We start from the raw sequence: 26,585 nt of genomic DNA, 5'->3' as shown, positions 1-26,585 counted from the left end.
TTAAAAAAGGTGATTTAAAGCTATTTCCTTGAGATACATTTATGCATTTTGTTTACTAAGATCTCGCTGAGCTCCTCTATAGCTTCCAATTATATTTTGATAGCCTGGAAGATTGCTAGCAAGCAAATTGCCAAAACCTTCGACATCGTTGCGCCAATCGCGTTGTAATTCGCAAGCTACGCTAAACCAGTTCATAAGTTGCACGCCACTATGTGCCATACGTGTATTGGCAGCATCTGCAACTTGTTTACTGAAAGTTCCTGAAGCATCAGTAACAGCAAATACTTCATATCCAGCTTTTATAGCGGAAAGTGCCGGGAAAGCAACACAAACGTCCGTAACTACGCCTGCGATGATAAGTTGTTTTTTTCCAGTTTCTTCGATTGCTTTTACAAAATCATCATTATCCCATGCGTTAATTTGTCCAGGTCGAGCTATTTTTGGTGCATGAGGAAAGAGATTAACCAATTCTTGCATTAAAGGTCCATTAGGCCCGTTTTCAAAACTTGTTGTTAAAATAACTGGTAAATTAAAAAACTTAGCAGTATGAGCAAGAGCTAAAACATTGTTCTTGAATTCATCAACACCATAGTCACGTACTAGTCCGGACATAAGACCAGTTTGATGATCTACTAAAAGCACAACAGCATCATCTTTGTTAATACGAGAATAGAGATCAGTCATTATGTATTCCTCCTAAAAATTAAGTAATCGAAGAAAGTTTAAATAGTCGGATACTATCATAAGTTTCTTCGTTTATAACTAAGCTGACCAATAATATTGGTTATAGCAGCATTCACAGAACATGAAGTACTATACAAATTTATAGTATTTGAAAACTGATTCGTTAATCAATTCTAAATTATCTATAATTTGTATAGGTCGTAACTATAGTTGTTTCACTATAAAATAGATTGGTTTTACCTATACATCCTATAGATAGAACGATATTGATAGTCACCTATTTTTGTTATTACAATTGAATAGGAGTAATGTTCAGTAATTATTTTATGATGCAAAAGGTATTAGAGGGGGGATTGTTCCAAAAGGAGAAAATGAATGCATTGGAACAATAGAGTTTCATACTTAGAATTCACAACATAAACGTGCATGAATAGGTTATGACATTCATCCAGATTATTGAAGAAAAGGATACATATTGGAATATTTTTAGGGGGTAGAAGCATGGCTAAAATTACTGTAGGAACCGAAAAGCAAGAACCAATTGAGATATATTATGAGGATCATGGCACAGGAAAACCAGTTGTACTCATTCATGGTTGGCCGTTAAGTGGTCGATCTTGGGAATACCAAGTTCCTGCTCTTGTTGAGGCTGGATACAGAGTTATAACATATGATCGTCGAGGATTTGGACAATCATCTCAGCCGTGGGAAGGGTATGAATATGATACCTTTACTTCTGATTTACATCAACTATTAGAACATTTAGAGCTTCAAAATGTCACACTTGTTGGTTTTTCTATGGGTGGAGGCGAAGTAGCCCGATATATTAGTACGTATGGAACAGATCGTATTGAAAAGGCTGTTTTTGCTGGGGCAGTTCCTCCGTATTTATACAAATCAGAGGATCATCCTGAAGGGGCCTTAGATGATGCAACAATTGAAGCATTCAAAAGTGGTGTGATAAATGACCGCCTTGCATTTCTTGATGAATTTACTAAGGGATTTTTCGCGGCTGGTAATCGAACAGATTTAGTTAGTGAGCCATTCCGTTTATATAATTGGGATATTGCAGCCAGTGCATCACCTAAAGGAACACTTGATTGTATTACCGCCTTTAGTAAGACAGATTTTAGAAAAGACTTGGAGAAGTTTAATATACCTACTCTTATTATTCACGGTGATTCTGATGCAACTGTACCATATGAATATAGTGGGAAATTAACACATGAAGCAATTCCTAATTCTAAAGTAGCCTTAATAAAGGGTGGTCCACATGGGCTAAATGCAACGCATGCTAAAGAATTTAATGAAGCACTCCTATTATTTTTAAAGGACTGATTACAACTATATAATTGTTAGTTGATAAATTATAAATAAGTAAAAAATAAAGCTTTATAAAAGATGCTCTTGGATAAATCCAGGAGCATCTTTTTAAATGGTGGTATTGATATGTTAGGTTGATAAATCTTCATTAGTTTCGAATTGAATATTCTTCTTAACAGCAAAAATTTATTGTTTAGAGTTTTTTTAGGTCTTTTAGATGTATTGCTATATTACTATCAAGATAATATTTCTTCCTCAAAACAAAGAAATGTACATTTTTTGAGGAAGAAATATCTTGTCAGAAAACAATAAAATCTTATTAATTTTTATAATTGGTAGAATTTTTATGGAAATAATTCTCTTAATATATTAAAATAACATCGTATTATGTCAGATTTTAATTAGGGGAGAGAAATTTTATGTTGAAAAAAATTATTCCAGTTGCTTTAGCATTAAGTACAGTTACTTTTACTAGTGTATTTGCTGCGCCTTCAATCCAAGCAAGTACAGAACAAAATCGCTACATAGATGTACAAATGCTCGGTATTAACGATTTTCATGGGCAACTAGACACTGTAAAAAAAATTAACAATAAAGATGCAGGGGGAATTGAGTACTTAGGGGCTTATTTACGTGATTGTGAAAAACAAAATCCAAATACATTAAAGGTACATGCTGGAGATGTTGTTGGAGCAAGTACTCCTGTTTCAGCATTATTACAAGACGAACCTACAATTGAATTTCTAAATGATTTGAAATTCGATGTTGGAACGATAGGAAATCATGAATTTGATGAAGGTGTTGAAGAAATGAACCGCCTTATTTATGGTGGATACCATGAGAAAACAGGAAATTTTAAAGGAGCAAAATTCCCATATGTTGCTGCAAATTTCTATAATAAATCCACCGGTCGTTTATTTTTACCACCATTCACTATAAAAAAGGTACAAGGAGTTCCTGTTGGCTTTATCGGAGTCGTAACAACGGATGTTCCTAACCTTGTTATGCCTACTATGCTAAAGAATGTAGAAATTACAGATGAAGTTGAAGCTATTAACAAATCCGTAAAGCAATTAAAAAAACTAGGCGTTAAATCTATCGTTGTTCTTGCACATAACGGAGGTATAACAGATGGGAACGGCGTAACAAATGGTGATATCGTCCGATTAGCAAATGAGACTGATCCAGAAGTCGATGTTATTTTTGGTGGCCATAGCCACACCTATGTAAATGGAACTGTTAATAATAAACTTGTCGTACAAGCAAATTCTTATGGTATGGCTTTTGCTGATGTTGATGTAAAGATTGATCGTAAGACACAAGATATTGTTGAGAAAAAAGCAGAAATTGTTACAACTTATCATGAAGGCATAGAGCCTGATAAAAAAATAAAGAAGAAGATGGAGAAATATCAAGCAAAAATCGCACCTCTTGTTAATGAAGTTGTAGGTAAGTCTATCGCTCCACTAGATCGCAAACAAAATATGGCTGGTGAATCTACTCTTGGAAATTTAGTTGCTGATGCTCAGCGTACAACAATGCAATCCCAAATTGCACTTATGAATCCTGGTGGTATTCGTAATGACTTAGATGCTGGTGATATTACATGGGGAGAGATATATGGTATTCAACCATTCGGAAATCAATTAATAAAAGTAAATTTAACAGGTCAAGACATTCGTGATATTTTAAATCAACAATGGCAAAAAGACATAACAAGAATGCTTCAAATTTCAGGTATCCAATACACTTGGGATGCGAACAAGCCTAATGGAGAAAAAGTAACAAGTATTCGCTTAACAAATGGAGAAGAAATTATTCCTTCTAAAACTTACAGCGTCGTTGCGAACGCATTTCTAGCTTCAGGTGGAGATGGATTTGTATCCTTTAAAAACGGTAAAGATGCTGAAACAGGACCAACTGATTTTGAAGCATTAGTAGATTATATAAAAAAATCAAAAGAACCAATTCAGTCTATTATTGATGGAAGAATTCAAAAGATAAATTAGTTTTTTATTAATCTCAAAAACAACTAGATTACCTGTGCGCTATACTCTTTAGTGTGCAGGTAATCTATTTTTTTGATTTGAAATAGTCTAACTGTGGCCAATGGGTATACCGTCTAGATGCAGAGTGCCGAAAAAAATGAAGTGAACAAAAAATAACCCCTAAATTAACTCTATGATAAAGAGACTACAAACAATCAAAATTTGGAACTTCATATTAACCATATATTAACTACGTTAATAATACATACTGAAATTGAATACTTTTAATAACATCATTTATAACGAATATCTGTACATTATAATGTTATGCAATGAGGAATTTACAATACAATGAATTGAAGCTTATTTAGTTTTATATTTGTATAAATGAATTAAGAATTTCTTAAGAACCTATTAAGAAATAAGTGAGTTTTAGGAACTAGAATAAATGTATCTTAACAGTAATAAGAAAATGAATATTTTAAACGGAAGTTGGCAGAGTATGTCAAAAAGCTATAAGTAAATATTTCAGGAGGTTTTTTATGAAAAAGAAAATGATTATTGCAATTGTTGTTTCTGCTATAACAATGACTCATTTTGTAGGAAATACTTATGCAGATTCGAAAACAGAGGTTTCTGTTACAGCTCCCTATAATACAAATCAAATAGCGAAATGGTTAGAAGCACATGCAAAGCCTTTAAAAACAACTAATCCAACTGCATCTCTTAATGATTTGAAACCACTTAAGGATATGGTAGGTTCAGCTTCAATTGTAGGTTTAGGTGAAGCTACGCATGGGGCTCATGAAGTTTTTACGATGAAACACCGCATTGTTAAGTATTTAGTATCTGAAAAGGGCTTTACCAATCTAGTTTTAGAAGAGGGATGGGACAGGGCCTTGGAACTTGATCGATATGTTCTTACTGGTAAGGGAAACCCAAGCCAACATCTAACACCTGTATTTAAGACGAAAGAAATGCTAGATTTACTTGATTGGATTCGGCAATATAATGCTAATCCAAAACATAAATCGAAAGTACGTGTCATCGGGATGGACGTTCAATCAGTAAACGAAAATGTTTATAATAATATAATAGAATATATTAAAGCGAATAATTCAAAACTGTTGCCTAGAGTAGAAGAGAAGATAAAAGGGCTTATTCCTGTAACAAAGGATATGAATACTTTTGAAAGCCTTACGAAAGAAGAAAAAGAAAAGTATGTTTTAGATGCTAAACAAATTAGTGCTTTATTAGAGGAAAATAAAAGTCATTTAAATGGGAAATCTAAAGAGTTCGTATGGATAAAGCAAAATGCTCGTATTATTGAACAGTTTACTACAATGTTAGCGACACCTCCTGATAAACCAGCGGATTTTTATTTGAAACATGATATTGCAATGTATGAAAATGCGAAGTGGACTGAAGAACATTTAGGAAAAACCATTGTATGGGGACATAATGGACACGTTTCGAAAACAAATATGCTTTCTTTTATATACCCTAAAGTAGCAGGGCAGCATTTAGCAGAATATTACGGAAAACGGTACGTATCTATTGGAACGTCAGTTTATGAAGGACAATACAATGTGAAGAATAGCAATGGTGAATTTGGCCCCTATGGAACATTAAAATCGGATGATCCAAACAGTTATAACTACATCTTTGGACAAGTTAAAAAAGATCAATTTTTTATTGATTTACGTAAGGCGAACGGCGTGACAAAAACTTGGTTAAACGAACAACATCCAATTTTCGCTGGAATAACTACCGAAGGGCCTGATATACCAAAAACTGTTGATATATCATTAGGTAAAGCGTTTGATATACTCGTTCAAATTCAAAAAGTGAGTCCATCTCAACTACATTAATAAATTTAGAATAATGTGCCTTAATGACAACTTGAGAAGTGTTTCATATAATACTATGAAATTTGTTTTATATAGTAAGAAGAATAATCGTATTAGAAAAAATCAGTAATTTAACCTGTTAAGAGTAAAATGAATCTTCAATATGTAAAGCGCAAAAAACACTGAAGCGAAAAGCATCGGTGTTTTTTGCGCTTTCGGGCACAGATGCTACTTCAATCCTATTGTAGAAGTGATTTTGTATGTAAGGAATTTGTAAGGAATAGGTAAGAAAAAAGAGATTTTCATTGTGTAGGATAAAAATATAAGGAGGCATGAAGGGGGGAACAAGTACGGCCTACATATAAAACAAATAATCAGTAACAAGAGTGTTTTAAGGAAAAGAAGTAATTTCTATGGTTAATATGTATGTAGAAAAAGAGTGATTTAGAGATTGTTAGAACACAATGGTGTTTGTGAAAATAATGATTAGTACGTTGATTGCAAATTCAGTGTTGACTTTTATCATTGGGAGAGTTGATAGCTGTGTGGTTCGTATATGAGACAGCTATTAGCCATCAATACAATTTAAATAGAAGAGAGGAATTCTTTATGAAAACACGCAGTAAAATTACATGTGCAAGTCTAGCACTTTTAATAGCTGGAAGTTCCCTGTTATACATAACACCAACATCAGTTGTAAAAGCAGAACCTACGCAAAATGTATCTAGTTCGTTACAAACAAGTACGCAAAGCGATCGTACTTCCGTTAAGAAAGCAATGCGAGATGAACTGCAACTTGGATACCCGGGAATACTCGCTAAAATTTCTAAGGGGGGTAAAACTTGGAGTTATACAGCTGGGGTAGCGGATCTGAAAACTAAGAAACCAATGAAAGCAGATTTCCGCTTTCGCATTGGCAGTGTGACGAAAACGTTCATTGCAACAGTTCTACTTCAATTATCTGGAGAGAACCGTTTGAATCTAGACGACTCCATTGAAAAATGGTTACCTGGCGTTATTCAAGGAAACGGATATGATGGTAACCAGATTACGATCCGTCAAATATTGAATCATACAAGTGGTATTGCTGATTATATAAATTCAAAAGACTTCGATATTACGGATATAAAAAAATCGTATACGGCTGAAGAATTTGTAAAGATGGGGATTTCACTTCCCCCAGACTTTGCCCCAGGAAAGGGTTGGTCTTATTCAAATACAGGATATGTAATACTAGGAATCCTTATTGAAAAAGTAACAGGAAACAGCTATGCGGAAGAGGTTGAAAATCGGATTATTGAACCGCTTGATTTGTCAAATACATTTCTACCTGGTAATTCAAGCGTGATTCCAGGCACCAAGCATGCCCGTGGCTACTTGCAACTAGACGGAGCGAGTGAGCTAAAAGATGTTACTTATATTAACCCAGGTAGCTCGGATGGAGATATGATTTCTACTGCTGACGACTTAAACAAATTCTTCTCTTGCTTACTAGGTGGCAAATTACTGAAGGAACAGCAGTTAAAACAAATGCTTACTACAGTTCCTACAAATAGAGAGGGAACCGGATATGGTCTTGGAATACTTGAAATTAAGCTTCCGAACGGTGTCTCGGTATGGGGACACAGGGGTGCCGTTCCAGGGTTTTCCACTTTTGCTGGTGGAACACTTGGAGGTAAACATACACTCGCTATCAATTCGAACAGTTTAAACCTTAATAACCCGGAAGTTTTTAAGAACATTTTACTTGCTGAATTTAGAAAGTAGGAAAAACGGATAAATTTTGTCATTTGTAATTTCCATCGGAATGGATTACCGCTTGAAAGAGTATAGAGGGATTAAGTATCTAGAAACAATCAAGCCAATCATGAAGAATGGCTAAGTAAAAGGATTTGTTTATACATTGGCCAATTAAAAGAGCAACAGATATAATGAGTGATTAGTATGTATCTAGTATTGCATTTGTATTGGTATCTTCACGGATTGTAAATTTGTATAAGGTGCGAAGTCTAATTTAAGACTTCGCACTTTTGCTGTTTAACAGCTTTTATTACGAAGCTATTAACAATAGAAAAAAGGAGAATGTAACTAGTTATGTGGATACTACTGTATGATTGGTGCAACAGATTGTGACTCTAACGTATTTGAAAGTCCTGATAAATTCAACGTTTATCGTCCTGACATTGATATTAAAAAGGCATTTAGTGGTACTGCAAGACATCTTGCTTTTGGATTAAGTATCTATAATTGTGTAGGAGCAGCATTTGCAAAATTAAAAATTGAAATAGATTCAACCATTAAAGATAATATTAGCAGGAAAAAATTGAGGGGCATTAAGGATTTTGTGAAGAAGACTTCAAAAATGAACTGAAATCTAATAAACAACGTAAAAGCTAAAAGATTTTCGCTGTGAGAACATCTCAAAATATTAAATTGATGGTAACTTTGTTGTAGCTCTTTAAACATACCTATATTAAAACCCAAATATCTCAGCATTAAATTGAGAATTTGGGTTTTTCTAAAGGAATTAATTTTTTAAAAAATTTTTAGAAATTTAAACATAAAGTATTGTATACATGTAAGTATGATTAAAAATGAAAAGTTGTAAATGCTAAATTTAATTAAATACGCCTTACTCTCTTTAACATTGGCCTGAATGAATAGTTTATAGGAGATTACACTGGCTAAAGATGCGATAATTGTTCCGAGCCCTCCAATATTTACTCCTAGTAATAAAGCTTTCCAATCAGAAGTAAAGTTTGATAGAAGAATTGAAGTAGGAAAATTGCTAATCAATTGACTCAAAAATATGGAACTAAAGAAGACTGAAGTATCTCCTCTTAAATTAGCGCGAGCAAATGTCTCCAGTGCATCCGAATGCGAAATGTTTCCGATGAAAATAAAAAAACAGACAAAGGTTATTAGAAGAAAGTAATCGATCTTAAATAGTAAGTTTCTATCTAATGTAAATGCTGCCACTAATGTAACTATTAGCGCAATGTAATAATTAATGACACCAAAAATAGATGCAATGATAGTGAGAAGTATTAAAATCCAGACGGTAGCTTTTTTTCGATTTTTCACGGTAATAACAGGTAGTTCTATTTTCAAATCTGTTTTTTGAAGTTTTTGAGTACATATAAATAACAAACTAATTCCAAGTACAGCTAAAAGCAGGATTGAACCTAAAAATGGGATGAGCTTAATTCCATAGTAAGAGTATAAGTATAAATTTTGTGGGTTTCCCATAGGCATCAAGCTACTACCGATGTTTGCCGCAATTGTTTGCAGGATGATTGTATCCATCATGTTCATTTGTGTTTTTTTACTAATGACAAGTGTTATTGGTACAAAAGTGAGGAGAGCGACATCATTTGTTACAAACATGGAGCAAATAAAGCATAACAAAATTAGAATAATAGATATTGACCTGCTGTTATTGCATTTATTTAAAATGGCAACGGCAAGTTTGTCTAATATCTTTAGCTGTTCCAAGGCCTTAATGGCCACCATTAGATTAAATAAGCTAATTAACACTTCAAAGTTAATATATTCGATCTTTGGCGAATGTATTAAGCAGCTTACAATTGCTAGTATTAGTGAAATGGTAAGTACTAAATCTTTTTTTAAAAATCCGAATTTCATAAGGAGTCTTTTTTTATTTTGAACGAATACTATTTCTTTCACAATACACCACCTGTAATCTATGTTAGTAAATATACACTTTTTGGGATAACTCGATATTGCTAGAAAAGAGGATGTCATAAGTTCCTAAATAAGAGTTTTGTAATGTTTCATCCCTTCAATAAAATCCTTTTTTGCTTAGTGTCTTTCATGTTGTAAATATGTGCAATATAGACGAATCCAGCTAGGGGGATTAATTGAGAAAACAAATGTTTTTTGTATGATACCATAAATAAATTAAATGCTTTATTTTTTTAATATTCTTATAATATTCCGTTGATTCTTGATTTCAAATCCTTTATATGAACTTCTAAAAGAGAAAAGTATGCATGTTTTTATGAAGAAAATAGAGGCTTGTCAAAGGTTAGGTAGAACGGAATCTGCGACGTTTGGATACTGTATAAAATTCACAAAATCTCAGTGTTTTTTAGATGAAAAAAAACTTAAAATATTTTTTTGTTTTTATAAAAACCTGTACTTTTTCGTAACATTCTGTACTTTTAATTATAAATTAAAGACAAGGTTTTCTTAGTTGAATAGTGAAAGCGCTTTATAGATTTTTCGCGAAGTTTTTACCTAGCCTATTCTTGAGATTAGTAGCGAGAAAGGAGATATTTCCATGTTCTTGAGACAATTAACAAAAAAACACTTAATCACTATTGATTATTATGATTTAAATCACCGGTAAACGAAACAAACATAATAGTACAACAATGTTAGTGGATAAAAATATTAGTTTGCAGAAAGGGGTAGAGCATCCGTTTGTATAAGCGTTAAGTACTTCAAAATTTCAGTTTTACGGTTACATGTTGTGATGTTTGCTTAAACAGGCCAATCCGATTCATATAGAAAATTTTTATCCTTGTTGTATTTGAATATGAAAGAGGTATTTGTACCAGGAAATATAGGTGATTTTATATAGATTATGATATAAAAATTTTGGCATGGAGTGATGGTATGGAAAGGCTTTTTGTAGACTTAGTCGGATCAACAAATGATTTTTTATGGTCTAAATTGTTAATTATTATGCTTGTTATTTGCGGAATTTATTTTACATTTAAATTGAATTTTGTACAGTTTCGAATGTTAAAAGAGATGGTCCGTGTATTAATGGAGGGGAAAAGTGGTTCTAAAGATCAAATCTCTCCTTTTCAAGCGTTTTGTATTGGTATGGCAGCCCGCGTTGGAACAGGGAATATCACAGGAATTGCGATTGCAATTGCATTAGGTGGTCCTGGAGCTGTATTTTGGATGTGGATTATTTCTATTATTAGCTCGGCCTCCAGTTTTGTCGAAAGCACATTAGCACAGATATATAAAGTAAAAGATAAAACTGGTTTCCGCGGTGGTCCATCCTATTATATGGAAAAAGGGTTGAATAAACGTTGGATGGGAGTATTATTCTCTATTTTAATCACAATTACTTTTGGTCTTGTATTCAATTCAGTACAATCAAATACAGTTACAATTGCTTTTCAAAACTCATTTGGTACAGATCGTCTAACAGTTGGGATAATCATGGCCATTGCTTTCGCTGCGATTATTTTTGGTGGTGTACAACGTATTGCAAAAATGGCTGAATACAAGGTGGTATTTTTAGCGGTATTATACATTGGAGTTGCATTATTTGTTGTAGTTACCAACATATCAAAAATGCCGGAAGTTCTTTCTCTTATTGTTCAAAACGCATTTGGTTTTAAACAAATAGCAGGCGGTTCAATTGGTGCAGCACTTATGAATGGAGTTAAACGTGGTTTATTTTCAAATGAAGCTGGTATGGGAAGTGCACCAAACGTTGCCGCAACAGCAACAACAAGTCATCCGGTGAAACAAGGACTGATTCAAGCATTTGGTGTATTAACGGATACACTGATCATTTGTACTAGCACTGCCTTTATTATTTTGCTGTCTGATGCATATAAACAACCGGGGTTAAATGGTATTGCACTTACACAAGCAGCATTAAGTGAACACATAGGTCCTTGGGCATCGGGTTGTCTTGCTATCTTTGTTTTTTTATTTGGATTTGGTGCGTTAATTGGCAACTATTATTATGGTGAAACAAATATTCGCTTCTTACATACAAGTAAAGTGTGGTTAATGATATACAGAATAAGTGTGTTGGCTATGATTGTATTTGGTTCTGTTGCCAAGATTCAAATTGTATGGGATTTAGCGGACTTATTTATGGGCTTTATGGTTATTATTAATTTAATTGCTATTACCTTACTTTCAAAAGTAGCATTTGCGGCGTTACAAGATTATATAAACCAGAAAAAAGCTGGTAAAGATCCTATTTTTTATAAAGAAAACATTAAAGGACTTGAAAATATTGAATGTTGGGATAGTTATGAGAAAACTTCAAAAAAGAAAAGTGTGTAATAAGAAGGATATTCAGACTGCAATATGTCTGAATATTTTTCTTGGTTCTAGTGCAAATAGTATTGATTATAGTAAAGAAAAAATCATTCTATATAAAGTTAATAGTACGGGGGAATATGATTAAATGATAAAGGATTCTAGCGTTCAAGTTGAGGGTCAAGAAAAAGTTTGCTTAGATCAATGGGTAGCTCATTATCGAACGTATGCAGCTAAGGGACGAAGCGCCAGTTATATTCCTGCTCTGGGGGAAATAAATGTATCGCAGTTAGGTATTTGTATAGTAAAGCCAGATGGAACAATGATAAAATCAGGAGATTGGGAGATACCTTTCACATTACAAAGTATATCAAAAGTAATCGGTTTTATAGCCGCTTGTTTAAGTCGCGGTATTTCTTATATATTAGAACGAGTTGACGTAGAGCCAACTGGAGATGCCTTTAATTCAATTATTCGTTTAGAGATACATAAACCAGGAAAACCTTTTAATCCTATGATTAATGCTGGAGCAATTACGATAGCTTCACTTTTGCCAGGGACATCGGTGCAAGAAAAATTAGAATCTCTATACGTATTAATTGAAAAAATGATAGAGAAGCGTCCCGCTATTAATGAAATAGTATTTCAATCAGAATGGGAAACGGCTCATCGTAATAGAGCATTAGCATACTATTTAAAGGAGAATGGTTTTCTAGAATCAGATGTGGAGGAGACACTAGAGGTTTACCTAAAACAATGTTCGATTGAAATAAATACAGAAGATATTGCCTTAATAGGGCTTATACTAGCACATGATGGATATCATCCTATTCGCAAAGAACAAGTGCTCCCTAAAGAAGTAGCTAGGTTAACAAAAGCTTTAATGCTTACTTGTGGAATGTACAATGCTTCTGGAAAATTTGCTGCTTTCATTGGATTACCAGCTAAGAGTGGGGTATCGGGCGGAATTATGACACTTGTTCCCTCAAAATCTAGGAAGGATTTATCGTTTCAAGATGGATGTGGTATTGGTATTTACGGACCAGCCATTGATGAGTATGGGAATAGTTTACCAGGAATTATGTTGTTAGAACATATTGCAAAAGAATGGGATTTAAGTATATTTTAAAAAGGAGCACAGATATTTTGGTGTTAGAGCGAGTCCAAAAGTGTTCAGACCTTATATTGTGTCTGAACATTTTTGAGTTATAAAGTATCTTTCTAAAGTAGAAGGGTGTAATGAATACTCACAATCTATAATGCTTTCGTTTATATCTTATTTATCAGTTTTTGAAAAAAATAGAGTAAGTATTGTATTAATGCAAATAGGTTTGTATACTGACTGTTAGGCGAAAGTGAGAAGTGATTATTTTGAATCTTAGTAATTTAGTAAAAAAAGACATCTATATTCTCGTTTTAATGATACTTACAGTACCCTTAGTAGGTGAAATAAAGTCATTTCCTTTAAATGAAACATTTAGAATGAGCTTTGGCGCACCAACATTTTTCTTTTTTTTGTTATTGTTTCGACGAATTCCAGCATTTTTACCGGGTTTTTTAACAGCGATAGTCGTGGTAGTATTTCGTATCTCAATGGATGTCATTATAAAGGGAAATATGGATTGGCTAGCCGCTTTTCATACTCACTATCCTAGTTTTTTCTTTTATTTTACTTATTCGTATCTCTTTCATTTAGCAAAAATCAAACGTTTTTATCATCAACCACTAATGATTGGTTTTATTGGTTGCATGATTGAAATACTGTCAGACTGTGTGGAATTAATGATTCAATATTTCGTATTAAAAACATCGATCACATCCGAGGCAATAAATGAGATCATTGTTATCGCATGTTCCCATAGTTTTATAGTTCTAAGCTTTTTCAATATGATGAAATTGTATGAAGCACAATCAAGGGAGAGACATATAAAGAAGCAAAATGAACACATGCTCATGCTCATCTCTAATTTATATGAAGATGCTGTTCATTTAAAGAAAACATTACAAGATGCTGAGAATATAACAAAAAAATCCTATGATTTATATAAAACCTTAGACTCTTTTGAGCACAAACAGATGGATTTTCAGTTTGAGGATTTAAGGCAACAGGCATTACAAATTGCTGGTGAGGTCCATGATGTTAAAAAGGATAACCAACGTATTTTTGCGGGACTTTCAAAATTAATTTCTGATGAAAGTTTTACAGATTATATGTCTGTGCATGAACTAGTAAATATCATTATACGGGCAAATACGAAATATGCACGGTTGCTAGAGAAAGACATCCAATTTGTGTATAAAATTGATGGGGTGCATCCTCATTATCATATTTACACAATCTTATCTATTATAAATAATATCGTTACAAACGCTGTAGAAGCTATCCAAGGTATGGGAACCATCACAATTGACATTAATAAAGACCACCATTTTGTTGAATTTCAAATAGGCGATAATGGTCCTGGTATTTCTTCAAAATATAAAGATTCAATTTTTGAGCCTGGGTTTACTTCTAAATATGATGATTTAGGCAACCCATCGACAGGTATCGGATTATCGTATGTTAAAGAAATGGTCGAACAACTTGAAGGTGATGTTACGCTTGAGGACAGAACCGAAGGAAAAGGATCAATTTTTATAATTAGATTAGGGATTGATCATATAATTTCGAAAGGGTGATTCTATGTATTTTTATATAGTAGATGATGAAAAAGCGGTTCGCTCAATGTTGGCTCAAATTATCGAGGATGAAGATCTTGGGGAGGTTATAGGAGAAGCTGAGGATGGTTTATCTTTAGAGCAACAAATGGTAATCCTTAAAAATATAGACATTTTATTTATCGATTTGTTAATGCCGAATCAAGATGGAATAAAAACAATTCGTCAAATAAAGCCTTCGTTTAAAGGGAAAATCATCATGGTCTCTCAAGTAGAATCAAAAGAATTAATTGCTGAAGCTTATTCGCTTGGTGTTGAATACTATATTATTAAGCCAATTAACCGGATTGAAGTATTAACAGTTGTTCGGAAAGTCATTGAACGAATTCGTTTGGAAAAATCAATAAAAAACATTCAAGAATCGCTTAATATGGTACTAAAATTGGATAGTAATTTAAGTACGCAAGAAAAATACCGTAGTGAAAAACATTTAAATACTTTCAATCATTTTCAAAATTCCATTCATTTTCTTTTGTCTGAATTAGGAATAGCCAGTGAAAGTGGAAGTAAAGATTTAATGGATATGCTAGATTATTTATATAAATATGAACAAGATAACACGTTGGAACAAGGCTTTCCCTCACTAAAAGAGATTTTTATGAATTTGGCTCAAAAAAAACTTGGGGATTCAGCTGAAGATGCCGAATTAAAAAGGTTCATAGAAGCTTCCAAACAACGGATTCGGAGAGCAATTTATCAATCATTAAACCATTTAGCATCCCTTGGACTTACTGATTTTTTAAACCCGAAGTTCGAAAATTATGCTTCTAGATTTTTTGATTTTACTACCGTAAGGAGAAAGATGACAGAATTGAATAATGAACCAACATTACCTGCTCGTATTGATACGAAAAAATTTATTCAAGTTCTTTATTTTGAAGCAAAACGAATACACTTGGAGTTAAGATGATAAACTCTTGCTAATTATTATTTTCAATTGATAGATTGATAATTGTTTTAATGTTATTTTTTTATATAATTTTTCTTTTTATTCTCCTTTATTTCATATTAGTTTTAAAATCAGAAAATTCCGTATCGATTCGGTAGAAGTGTAGGAACTTAGAACAAAAGAATATGTAGTTTTTATTTTTTTCAACATTAATATTCATTAAAAAAACGAGTATTTTCACAATAAAATATAAATACATAGTAAGTTGAATTGAAAAAAAGATGCTATCTTCTAGCATCTTTTTTTCTTTAAGAGGAAATATCATTGATCCTTATATTATTTGAAATTCAAATGCGGGCATATAAATAAGGGAAAAGGAGATAATATTTAACAAATTATAATTGGAAATGGTATTTTAGGTCAGAAATGTTTTTATACTAATTAGGTTATTGGTACTAAATAAGCATAATGTCTCGCTTTTCTGCTCTTTAATCTTATCGTTATTTTTTATTAAGTACATATCGTTTTTTAGAAATCTCAATCCTAGCAGAGTATATAAATTGGGTGATAAAAATGTGGAACATAATTACTTCTTATCTTCCAGATTGGAAAGTCTTTGTACAAGCGTTTATCTTGTTTTTAATTCCGTATACTATCTCAAGATTTTTTCATTGGGTTCGTATGTCAGAGAAAGAGTGGGAAGAATGAGTTGGTGGAAGTCAAGAGACAAACAAGTGAAAAAAAATAATATTCAAAGTAAAACGAAACAAGAGCATAAACCTTCTCAAAATGCAACCGTTCATTTCACAAATGACTTTGCCTCTAACTTAGAACTTATAAAGCAACAAATCGGACATAATTCTGATGTTCGATTTCGGAAGTTTAATATTGGACGCACAGATATTCAGGCTGGGATCGTTTTTGTTGATGGTCTATCAGATAAAGAGATAATTGACAAACATATTATGAAATTACTAATGGATGATTTTTCTGATGAATATAAAAATGAATCTTCTTATGTGGAGGGTACTGTTTCAAAAGAATATATTAAAAATAAAGTTCTTACAATTAGTGAAGTAGCAGAAGTCCATTACATAAAAGATTTAATACCCAAAGTATTGATAGGTTCAACAGCTCTTTTAATTGATGGTTTAGCAGATGTGTTTATTCTTGGTACAACAAAAGCAAATAAACGAAACATTGAAGAACCAGTATCGGAGGCATTAGTCAGAGGGCCACGGGTCGGTTTTACTGAAGTATTAAGTGATAATACCTCACTTTTGCGACGGCATTGTGCGGATGAGAGCTTATCATTAGTAAAGCTACCAGTAGGAGAACGTGCAAAGAAAGAGTTAGTCGTCGCATTTATTAAAGATCTTGCTAGTACAGAATTGGTGGATGAAATAAAAAACAGAATTCAGAAAATTGACATAGACAGTGTACTCGAATCTGGTTATATAGAGCAACTTATTGAAGATAATTATCTCAGTCCTTTTCCGCAGATTCAAAATACAGAACGACCTGATCGTGTTATTAGTGCTTTGATGGAAGGTCGAGTAGCTATTTTGTTAGATGGAACACCATTTGTTTTAATTGCTCCAGTTACATTTAGCATGCTGCTGCAATCACCAGAAGATTATTATGAAAGGTGGCTTCCTGGTACACTTCTCCGCTTATTACGCTTCATGACAGCTTTTGTTTCATTATTTGCTCCAGCACTGTATATTTCTTTCATTTCATTTCATCCAGGATTAATTCCCACTAAGCTCGCTATTTCTATTATCGGATCGCGAGAAGGAGTTCCTTTTCCCGCTTTAATAGAAGCGTTAATTATGGAAATAGCTATCGAAGTTTTACGAGAAGCAGGTTTACGTCTGCCTAAACCGATTGGACCGGCAATGGGAATTGTGGGCGGTTTAATAATTGGTCAGGCTGCCGTAGAAGCAGGAATTGTTAGTCCAATAATGGTTATTGTTGTTGCGGTAACAGCTATTTCTTCTTTTACTATTCCGCAATATAGTGTGGGAATTACGTTACGCATTCTTCGTTTTGTAGCTATGTTTTGTGCTGCGATATTTGGCTTGTATGGAGTTATTCTCTTCTTTCTTTTACTTTGCAGTCATTTAGTGAAACTGAAAAGTTTTGGCGTTCCTTATACCAGCCCTGCTGTTCCATATCGATTCAGTGACTGGAAAGATTTTATGGTTCGCATGCCATTAAAAATAATGAGACGTCGACCGAAAATAATGCATACCAAAAAAACTATCCGCAAAAGGTAGCTGATGACGAAAGGAAGTGGCCTTCAATGATTACTATACCTAAAGACCGAATAACAACTTCACAAGCAGTTGTTATTATTGTAAATTACATACTTGGGACAGGAATTCTTACTTTGCCCAGAGCATCTGTGGAAAAAGTGAAAACACCAGATGTATGGTTAAGTGTGATATTAGGTGGGATACTCGCAATGGTTTCAGGAGTAATTATGGTCAAATTAAGTCAGCAGTTTCCAGAAAAAACATTTTACCAATACAGTCAAGATATTGTAGGGAAATGGATAGGCAGATTGCTTAGTTTTCTTATTATAGGGTATTTTCTTACAACTTCAGCATTTCAAATTCGTTCAATGGCAGAAGTAATAAGCTTTTTTTTGCTCGAAGGAACCCCCACATGGGCTATTGTTATGCCTTTTATGTGGATAGGTCTCTTTTTGATTATGGGTGGTATTAATTCAATTGCACGGATGTTTGAAATAATATTTCCTATTACTGTTTTTATTTTTTTAATCATTTCCTTTATGAGTATCGGAATATTCGAGATAGATAATCTCCGTCCCGTATTAGGTTTGGGAATTAAACCAGTGTTAGATGGGATAAAAACAACGTCTCTCGCATATACAGGTCCTGAAATTATGTTAATTCTTTTGGTATTTATGGAACAACGAAAGAAAGCAGTAAAAGCTATTTTAGTTGGAATTTCTATTCCGTTAATCTTTTATGTAATAACTGTTGTAATGGTCATTGGTGCATTATCAATTGATGGGGTTGTAACAAGAACATGGCCGACAATTGACCTTATGCGCAGTTTTGAAATTTCTGGTTTGATATTTGAACGTTTTGAATCTTTACTGCTTGTAATATGGATTATGCAAATATTTGCTACCTATACGATTAGTTATTATGCAGCTGCATTAGGATTAGCGCAACTCTTTAAAAAGAGTATTCATCCGTTTATTTTTGCTTTGATTCCAATCATTTACATCATTGCTATGACTTCGAAAAATATAAATGACTTGCTTAAATTGGGGGATATGCTCGGTAATGTTGCATTATTTTTATTTGGTTTACTACCACTGCTTCTTCTTATTATTACGCGATTAAAAGGAGGAGTAGTGTGAAACATAAATTTAATTATATGCGGTTCTATTTGGCTTTGTTATGGACGCTTTTGCTTCTATTTTTAACAGGATGTTGGAGCAGTAAAGAAGTAGAAGAGTTGAGTTTAACTGCAGGTATAGCACTAGATAAAGGGAAGGATTCAACAATTGAGAAAGAGGATGAGGAAGGAGGTTATCCTAAAAGAAATCTTATAACAGCTACTTATCAAATTGTTAGTTCGCAAGCACAAAGTAAAGGAAATGGACAACAAAAACGTTATATAAATGTTTCTGAGACCGGTGATTCCATTCATCAAATTGTTCGTGAGTTTTCATTGAAAAGAGAGAGCACAATGTTCAGCCCACATTTAAAAAACATTGTTATTAGTGATAGTCTTGTACGTACATACAGTTTAGAACAATTACTTGAACAGTATCTCCGTGACAATGAAGTTCGGCTTAGCTGTATGCTCTTAATTAGCAAGGGTCTAGCGAAGGAGGTACTGGAATCAAACAAAAAAGGAGAAATCCCAGCATTTCGTTTGTCTGGAATTGCAGATAATAGAAATAGAACAACAAGGATTTTACCTCCTGTATCGCTCGCTAAATTGGAAGGAAAGATGCGGTCAGGGTCCAGTTTTCTTTTGCAAAATGTAATCTCGATAAAAGGAGAAACAAAATTTGCAGGAGCTGCTGTAATTAAAGGAAAGACAAAAAAGTTGATGGGCTTTTTAAATGAACAGGAATTGGAAGGAGTAGTATGGATAAACGGAAAAAGGAATGGTGGTGTGGTAAAAACTTTTGATAAAGAATCAAAGAAACTCATTATATACGAAATAAAGTCAATAAAAAGCAAAATCATACCACATGTTAACGGAAATAATATTTCCTTTGATGTAAACATTGAATCAGAAGGGCGTTTGTCTGAAAATTGGATACAATCAGGAAAAGATTTTGAAAATGAATTTTTAAAAAGGGAAGAAAAAGCTATTGAAAAAGAAGTAAAGCACTTAGTACATCATGTTACAAAAAAAATACAAAAAGAATACCAAGTCGATATTGCGGGTTTTGGCAACCAATTAAGAATTAAACACCCGAGAACATGGGAGAAAGTCAAAAAAAATTGGGATCAAACATTTAGTAAGGTACCGATTAAATATCATATAAATGTAACTATACAAGATTATGGAGCGTCAAGTTTAAAACGGTGAGATACCTTAATTGAAATTATATTTGCATCAAAACAAAAAGTTACAAAAATTTTAATTTAAAAATTTTTGTAACTTTTTGTTTTTTTATGTCCTTCTTATTATAGATTAAAGAAATGATTTTATCCCGCTATTTGCCGGGCAGCAAGACCCCCACCTCAAAATTCAGCGAAAGCAAAGAAGTTATTAGAGGTATATGTAAGCTCTATATAGGAAGGAGAATTTTGAAATTCTATTGATAAACCAAGTAATTGTAATAGCCCTTATTTAGAATAATAATTTCAAAATCAATAAAATTTAGAGTAGAAGGAGCAAGAGCAAATTATTATGAATAAACAAATAGGATTCATCGGATGTGGAAACATGGGTATTGCTATGATAGGTGGGATGATAAAAAAAATATAGTTTCTCCAGATCAAATAATTTGTTCAGATTTAAACGTCATTAATTTAAAAAATGCTAGTAATGAATATGGCATAACTATAACTACTAACAACAATGAAGTCGCTAACAGTGCTGACATTTTAATTTTATCAATCAAACCAGATTTATACTCATCGGTAATTAACCAAATAAAAGATCAAATAAAAAATGATGTAATCGTTGTAACTATTGCTGCAGGAAAAAGTATTAAGAGCACTGAGAATGAATTTGGTAGAAAGTTAAAGGTTGTTAGAGTAATGCCTAATACACCGGCACTTGTTGGAGAAGGAATGTCTGCGTTATGTTTTAATGAAATGGTTACAGAAAAAGATATAAAAGAGGTACTGAACATATTTAATATTTTCGGCCAGACGGAGGTCATAAATGAAAAACTAATGGATGTTGTTACATCTATTAGTGGTTCTTCTCCAGCATATGTGTATATGTTTATAGAAGCCATGGCAGATGCTGCTGTACTTGGCGGTATGCCGAGAAAACAAGCTTATAAATTTGCGGCTCAGGCTGTATTAGGTTCTGCAAAAATGGTATTGGAAACAGGAATACATCCAGGTGAATTGAAGGATATGGTTTGTTCTCCAAGTGGAACGACGATAGAAGCTGTAGTAACGCTAGAAGAAAAAGGTTTAAGAACAGCTATCATTTCAGCTATGAAACGTTGTACGCAAAAATCTATGGAAATGTCTAGTTTAACTAGTAAGTGAGAAGCGAATTTATATAATATTTCAAATCTATTTAATGTAAAAGAAATATTATGAGGCTAGTTAATAACTAAGTAAATTTATATACAACACTAACGAGAAGAACAAACCTTATTTTAAAGGGGATACAGAAAATATGAGTAATTTACTAAAAAAGAAATCCGTTACACAATTGTTAGAGCATAATCAAAGCAAGACTTTAACGAAAACATTAGGAGCATTTGATTTAATTATGTTAGGGGTAGGCTCGATAGTTGGAACGGGTGTTCTTGTGTTAACTGGATTAGTAGCAGCAACAAATGCTGGTCCAGCAGTTGTTTTTTCATTTATACTTGCAGCAATTATATGTGGATTTATAGCATTATGTTACGCGGAAATTGCTTCTACACTCCCGGCGTCTGGTAGTGTATATACGTACTCATATGCAACAATTGGTGAGTTTGTTGCTCATCTAGTAGGTTGGTCATTGCTGTTAATATATATCGTGGCAACAGCAGCTGTCGCTGCTGGATGGACAGGCTATTTCCACAATTTAATAAAGGGATTTGGATTAGAGATACCTAAAGCTCTAGTAACGATTCCTTCGCATGGTGGTATTGTGAATCTACCAGCAGTAATTATTACATTGATATTGGCATGGATGTTATCTCGTGGTACGAGAGAAAGTAAACGAATCAATAATATAATGGTATTGATTAAAATTGGAATGATTTTGTTGTTTATTACGGTTGGTATATTCTATGTAAAACCAATGAACTGGATACCAATTGCACCATACGGTTTAAGTGGAGTTTTTACGGGTGGAGCAGCTATTTTATTCGCTTTTACGGGTTTTGATATATTAGCAACTTCAGCAGAAGAAGTAAAAGATCCGAAACGTAATCTTCCCATCGGTATTATTGCATCATTAATCATATGTACAATTATTTATGTTATGGTATGCCTTGTTATGACAGGAATGGTTTCCTATAAAGAATTAAATGTTCCTGAGGCAATGGCTTATGTAATGGAAGTTGTAGGACAAGGAAAAGTCGCTGGTGCAATTGCTGCAGGTGCTGTAATTGGCCTTATGGCTGTTATTTTTTCCAATATGTATGCGGCAACACGAGTATTCTTTGCAATGAGTCGTGATGGATTGTTACCGAAATCATTTGCGAAAGTTAATAAGAAAACTGGAGCACCCACTTTTATAACTGGATTAGCAGGAATAGGGAGCTCTATAATAGCTGGGTTTATTGATTTGAAAGAATTAGTTAATTTAGTTAATATCGGTAGTTTGGTGACATTTGCGTTAGTTTGTCTATCAGTTATTATCCTTCGTAAATCACACCCAAATTTAAAACGTGGATTTATGGTACCTTTTGTACCTGTATTACCATGCGTTGCAATTGTATGCTGTGTGTTTTTAATGCTAAATTTACCGTTAAGGACATGGGTGTACTTTAGTATTTGGATTACTATTGGGGTAGTAGTATATTTCCTTTATTCGATAAAATACAGTAATTTAAATGAGGAAACGATCTCGAAATTACATGATAAAATAGCGAGATAATAACGATCGAAAATTTTATTAATAATCATATTGATAGTTGAGTAACATAGAAACAGTTTTTTGACATTTAGCAAGAGATAAAATAAGAGATGCTAGGGCAGCTAAGTACTTTTTTAGAAACCTTGCTTGTTTTTTACGATTTAACACTGCTAAGGAGAGAGAAGTATGAGTGAATTGCATTTTATGAGTATAGAAGAATTGGATAATAAATTGAAAAAATCTGACAGTGGTATTTATTTCATTAAAGACTATAATGACAATATTATTTATGTAGGCAAGGCTTTTAGTATAAAAAGTAGAGTATTAGCTCATTTTAATAGTTATTCCAATATTGAGGAATATGTACATTTATTTAATAAAGTAGCGTATCTCATTGAAGATAGTTTGTTAAAACGCTCTTTGTTACAAGTTACTTATATGATTAAATATAGACCAGTATTAAACAAAGAAGTACAAAAAGAATTCCCAGAGTTGTATACTCAATACATTAAGCAGACAAATAAAAAATCTATGTTGTTAGAAATTGATAAAGCTAAAGAAAAGGGGGATGAGTTAAAGAATAAATTAGTAAAATTAGTGGGTGGAAAAACTATGTTTTATGACATAATTTCTCTGTTAAACAATGGATATAACTATCATATCCTCGCAAAAGTATTGAGCATAGAACTTCAAACTTTAATTATAATGAAAGAATACCGAAAAAAATTCCCGATACCACATAATTATAAGAGGACAATAAAACATCAAGATATAATGTATGCTTTATCTGGAAAAAAGAATTTAAGTACTTCAAGGTTAAACACTTAACTTTAAAGTAGTAAATTCGTTGCTTTTGTAGCTTTTATTGTTATATTGAAATGCAATGTACATTTGTGTTTCAAATTTAATTGGTGGAATAAGGGGAGGGAAAGGGTTCCTATAAAAATACTGGAATAAATTAGGTTGATCATGCATAAATAGCATAATTAGGCACATGTTATTTATAAATATTCAAAGATACGAAAGTGATACAAATGAAATTCTTATTTCTGCTACTACAAGTACTATTGAGCAAATGAAGTATGAAATTGCTTTTGAACTAGGAGTCACACTGGGACCTGATACATCACATCATCTGCAAATGGTTCGGATCGGTGGAGAGATTACAAAACGCTTAGTTCGAATGGCTGAAAAACAGTTAACAGGTCAATACAGACTACACTAAGAAAATAATCCGTATATATACGGATTATTTTTCCTTTAATTTACAAAAAAATAAATTTCGGAATTGAAAAAACCTCTCAGATTCCTTTGTAATGATGTTTTTTAGTTATGTTAATGACGTAGGTATCGAAAGGTGATAAATTCGATACGAGCGATGTATGAACCCTTTAAAGAGTTTTGGTGTTATTTGCAATTTTAATTCCATAATACTTAAGCCGATATAATAAAATGTTTTATGTCTAAATCGATATAAAGGAATAGTTTTTAAGTGATATTTCTTTTTTTATAGAATAAGCAAAACCTGATATTGTAGTAAGAATTGTTTTGATGTCAATTTACTGTGCACCTTGGTTATTGAAGTTTTTGGTTGATTAACAACTATTGTATTTGGAAATTAATAATAAGTTTATCTCGCTATTTGCCCGTAAAAGCCCGATTGGTGTGGGCTAATAATCAGTGGGGATGAACAAAACCCCCACTGATTAAAGTTTCACTTTATGTGATGCGGTAATAAAACTATCTAGTTTGCTATTTTTAGTATTTGTAAAGTCTATATATATTTTCCTCTTTTGTGGAAAGTAAGCTAATGTTGCGACCAGTAATATAGTGTCATTTTTTTGAAAATTCCATTCGTTTTTTTATTTTTAGTTAATGAAAAGACCTTTCTCTCAATTAAATGTTTAGTTGAGTACTTGAATTTCCTCCACCTTATACTTTTCAAAGCATAGTGCTTCAAAAATAGCCGTATCGCTTTCATCTGTTTCCAATTTCACAACTTCTTTATTATCTTTTTTTAAAATTTGGAGCAAAATAGTTTTTCAGTTTCATATTTAAATTAGCAGTATTTATTTTTTTGAATTCAATTTGTATAAGTGATTGAATTGGAACTTTGACTGTTATTTCTTGCGGTGGTACAGTATCTCCTGTTACTTTCGCTTTATTTTAAATCTTTTTCCAGCTTGGTCCTCGCATTGACTACCACTGTATTTTGTAGTATTTCACTGTTTTCTCAAGTTCAATAATTATATTTTGTAGAATTAAGAAAAGAACTTAGCTTATTTCCTTTACTTATCTTATCTACTCTGATATTTAGATGCTAACTACAATTAAATAATATATGATTTTTATAAAAAAGATATAGTAATATTTTGTTGTGAATTGTACTAATTTGATATTTTATAGTATTATTTGTCGTGAATTATATCTAACAGAATATATTTTATAGATCTATAAAGGAGAATGTAATGAATACTTCTATCGATATACAACACTTGTGTGATCTTGCACATAAAGCATTTAATGCCCCTGTACATATTTTATCTGCAGACAGAAAAATTTTATATCATTCTACATCTGATAATGTTTGTAGTCCTTTTTATTCTTCAAAAGAAGAACATCTTACTGATATTTATCAAGAAAACGATCCCTTTAACTTGCCACTTTTCCGAAGTAACAACTATCTTGAAAATTTTGTTCTAATTCATATAGAAAATCATGATGATATTAAAGGGACTATTATAATCGGTCCTACTATACATTCAAAAGATTCAGATGATATGATCATAAAATTTCAGAAAGAATTTAAATCAAATGATAACATTCAAGAAAGACTTGCCTATTATCAGTGTTTATCTGAGATTAAAAAAACTACATTAATTGATATGGGAATTTTATTACATTACATGATTTTCAATGAAAAGTTAGATGTAGATATTGTCTTGGAAAAAAATAAAGTACTAGAGGAAGTTCCTAATAAAATTGTGAAACCGGATTTATATATTTTAAAACGCCGACAAAACAAACCTAAAACGCACAATATGGCATTAGTAAATGATTTCTTTTCGACTATTAAAGAAGGAAATAAAAAAAAGTTAATACAGTATATGTATGCGGTTTCGCAAGAAGATGTTGAACTTATGCTAATAGAGGACCCGCTCAGGAATCAAAAAAACCTTGGAATTATTGCGATTACCTTAGCCACTCGATATGCAATAGAAGGAAACCTGCCACCAGATATTGCTTTTGCCCATAGTATTTTATATATACAAACCCTAGAACAATTAGATAATGTAGAATCTGTAAAGCGATTATCAGGGGACGCTTTACGTACCTTTGCAGATCGTGTGAAAGAATACAATGCAAAAAAGTATTCTTACGCGGTTACTACATGTATAAAACATATTAATAAAAATGTTTACGATGGAATATCTCTGAATGAACTTGCTAATCATTTAGAAATTACGCCTACTTATCTGTCTAAACTATTTAAAAAAGAAATGGGAATTACTTTAAGCGAATATATTCAAAGGGAAAGAGTGGAAGAAGCAAAAAAATTATTAACACTCACTACTTATTCGTTATCAGATATCTGTGCGTGGCTTAACTTTAATGACCAAAGTTATTTTATAAGAGTTTTCAAAAAAATCACTAGTATGACTCCTAGGCAGTACCGTGAAAAATATACAGTAATATAAGCTTGTTATCTGCTGTCTTCAATGTAAAGACTTAAACATGGGTATAAGTATCCCAAAAAATGAAAATACACTAACCATTATTTTGCTAAAGAAAACAAAAAGACAGAAGGCTGCAAAGTGTTTCAAGTAAGCTTTG

The 26,585-nt window shown here is 32.6% G+C and carries 20 protein-coding genes and 1 pseudogene; 18 read left to right on the top strand and 3 right to left on the bottom strand.

The window, feature by feature from the left end; genetic code table 11:
- Positions 1-39 precede the first annotated feature (39 nt).
- Positions 40-684 carry an isochorismate family cysteine hydrolase YcaC gene (gene ycaC / locus ACX9TM_RS15745; RefSeq protein WP_000131229.1) on the bottom strand — a complete coding sequence of 215 codons (645 nt, stop codon included), beginning with the start codon at positions 682-684 and terminating at the stop codon, positions 40-42.
- 501 nt (positions 685-1,185) lie between these two features.
- Between ycaC and ACX9TM_RS15740 the strand changes: the two genes are divergently transcribed.
- From ACX9TM_RS15740 to ACX9TM_RS15720, 5 genes are all read left to right on the top strand, one after another.
- A complete protein-coding gene (locus tag ACX9TM_RS15740; protein WP_001074300.1) occupies positions 1,186-2,022 on the top strand; it encodes a bromoperoxidase in 837 nt (278 codons plus the stop codon).
- A 404-nt stretch (positions 2,023-2,426) separates the two neighbouring features.
- On the top strand, positions 2,427-4,016 hold the full coding sequence (locus ACX9TM_RS15735) for a bifunctional metallophosphatase/5'-nucleotidase (RefSeq protein WP_072770302.1): 1,590 nt from the start codon (positions 2,427-2,429) through the stop codon (positions 4,014-4,016).
- A gap of 521 nt (positions 4,017-4,537) precedes the next feature.
- Entirely contained in the window at positions 4,538-5,866 is a 1,329-nt protein-coding gene (locus ACX9TM_RS15730) for an erythromycin esterase family protein (protein WP_072770303.1), read from the top strand.
- A 588-nt stretch (positions 5,867-6,454) separates the two neighbouring features.
- Complete coding sequence (locus ACX9TM_RS15725; RefSeq protein ID WP_000857790.1) at positions 6,455-7,612, top strand: serine hydrolase domain-containing protein; 1,158 nt, start codon at positions 6,455-6,457, stop codon at positions 7,610-7,612.
- 343 nt (positions 7,613-7,955) lie between these two features.
- Entirely contained in the window at positions 7,956-8,216 is a 261-nt protein-coding gene (locus ACX9TM_RS15720) for a cytochrome (RefSeq protein WP_063220672.1), read from the top strand.
- 164 nt (positions 8,217-8,380) lie between these two features.
- On the opposite strand, the gene ACX9TM_RS15715 is transcribed toward ACX9TM_RS15720, so the two are convergent.
- On the bottom strand, positions 8,381-9,532 hold the full coding sequence (locus ACX9TM_RS15715; protein WP_000659298.1) for an anion transporter: 1,152 nt from the start codon (positions 9,530-9,532) through the stop codon (positions 8,381-8,383).
- 954 nt (positions 9,533-10,486) lie between these two features.
- Between ACX9TM_RS15715 and ACX9TM_RS15710 the strand changes: the two genes are divergently transcribed.
- From ACX9TM_RS15710 to ACX9TM_RS15655, 12 genes and pseudogenes are all read left to right on the top strand, one after another.
- Positions 10,487-11,911, top strand: coding sequence for an alanine/glycine:cation symporter family protein (locus ACX9TM_RS15710; RefSeq protein WP_065382360.1), 1,425 nt, complete (start codon positions 10,487-10,489; stop codon positions 11,909-11,911).
- Between the two features lie 124 nt (positions 11,912-12,035).
- The gene (gene glsA, locus ACX9TM_RS15705; protein WP_023521957.1) at positions 12,036-13,016 is read left to right on the top strand and encodes a glutaminase GlsA; all 981 of its coding nucleotides are present in this window, start codon (positions 12,036-12,038) and stop codon (positions 13,014-13,016) included.
- 233 nt (positions 13,017-13,249) lie between these two features.
- Positions 13,250-14,566: a sensor histidine kinase gene (locus ACX9TM_RS15700; RefSeq protein ID WP_000584790.1), complete on the top strand. Its 1,317-nt coding sequence runs from the start codon at positions 13,250-13,252 to the stop codon at positions 14,564-14,566.
- A 4-nt stretch (positions 14,567-14,570) separates the two neighbouring features.
- Positions 14,571-15,515, top strand: a complete 945-nt coding sequence (locus tag ACX9TM_RS15695; RefSeq protein ID WP_000274085.1) for a response regulator — start codon at positions 14,571-14,573, stop codon at positions 15,513-15,515.
- Positions 15,516-16,067: 552 nt separating this feature from the next.
- Entirely contained in the window at positions 16,068-16,202 is a 135-nt protein-coding gene (locus ACX9TM_RS15690; RefSeq protein ID WP_000267088.1) for a hypothetical protein, read from the top strand.
- Complete coding sequence (locus ACX9TM_RS15685; protein WP_139256981.1) at positions 16,199-17,773, top strand: spore germination protein; 1,575 nt, start codon at positions 16,199-16,201, stop codon at positions 17,771-17,773. Before ACX9TM_RS15690 ends, ACX9TM_RS15685 begins: the two co-directional genes overlap by 4 nt.
- Positions 17,774-17,799: 26 nt before the next feature.
- Positions 17,800-18,891, top strand: a complete 1,092-nt coding sequence (locus ACX9TM_RS15680) for a spore germination protein (RefSeq protein ID WP_065382611.1) — start codon at positions 17,800-17,802, stop codon at positions 18,889-18,891.
- Positions 18,888-20,081 carry a Ger(x)C family spore germination protein gene (locus tag ACX9TM_RS15675; RefSeq protein WP_000680795.1) on the top strand — a complete coding sequence of 398 codons (1,194 nt, stop codon included), beginning with the start codon at positions 18,888-18,890 and terminating at the stop codon, positions 20,079-20,081. The genes ACX9TM_RS15680 and ACX9TM_RS15675 overlap by 4 nt, the downstream gene beginning before the upstream one ends.
- Positions 20,082-20,405: 324 nt before the next feature.
- Positions 20,406-21,223, top strand: a pseudogene (gene proC, locus ACX9TM_RS15670) (pyrroline-5-carboxylate reductase).
- 133 nt (positions 21,224-21,356) lie between these two features.
- On the top strand, positions 21,357-22,772 hold the full coding sequence (locus ACX9TM_RS15665) for an amino acid permease (protein ID WP_000067463.1): 1,416 nt from the start codon (positions 21,357-21,359) through the stop codon (positions 22,770-22,772).
- Positions 22,773-22,937: 165 nt separating this feature from the next.
- Positions 22,938-23,579 carry a GIY-YIG nuclease family protein gene (locus ACX9TM_RS15660; protein WP_001292165.1) on the top strand — a complete coding sequence of 214 codons (642 nt, stop codon included), beginning with the start codon at positions 22,938-22,940 and terminating at the stop codon, positions 23,577-23,579.
- Between the two features lie 166 nt (positions 23,580-23,745).
- Complete coding sequence (locus ACX9TM_RS15655; RefSeq protein WP_000897399.1) at positions 23,746-23,976, top strand: alpha/beta-type small acid-soluble spore protein; 231 nt, start codon at positions 23,746-23,748, stop codon at positions 23,974-23,976.
- 679 nt (positions 23,977-24,655) lie between these two features.
- Here ACX9TM_RS15655 and ACX9TM_RS15650 read toward each other — a convergent pair.
- The gene (locus tag ACX9TM_RS15650; RefSeq protein ID WP_003288606.1) at positions 24,656-24,784 is read right to left on the bottom strand and encodes a hypothetical protein; all 129 of its coding nucleotides are present in this window, start codon (positions 24,782-24,784) and stop codon (positions 24,656-24,658) included.
- Positions 24,785-25,219: 435 nt separating this feature from the next.
- On the opposite strand from ACX9TM_RS15650, the gene ACX9TM_RS15645 reads away from it, so the two are divergent.
- Positions 25,220-26,449 carry a helix-turn-helix domain-containing protein gene (locus ACX9TM_RS15645; RefSeq protein WP_001097917.1) on the top strand — a complete coding sequence of 410 codons (1,230 nt, stop codon included), beginning with the start codon at positions 25,220-25,222 and terminating at the stop codon, positions 26,447-26,449.
- Positions 26,450-26,585: the final 136 nt, after the last annotated feature.

The organism is Bacillus sp. LH1 (genome assembly GCF_057924895.1).
The sequence above is the reverse complement of the archived record's forward strand: the minus strand, read 5'-3'. Positions and strand labels throughout refer to the sequence as shown.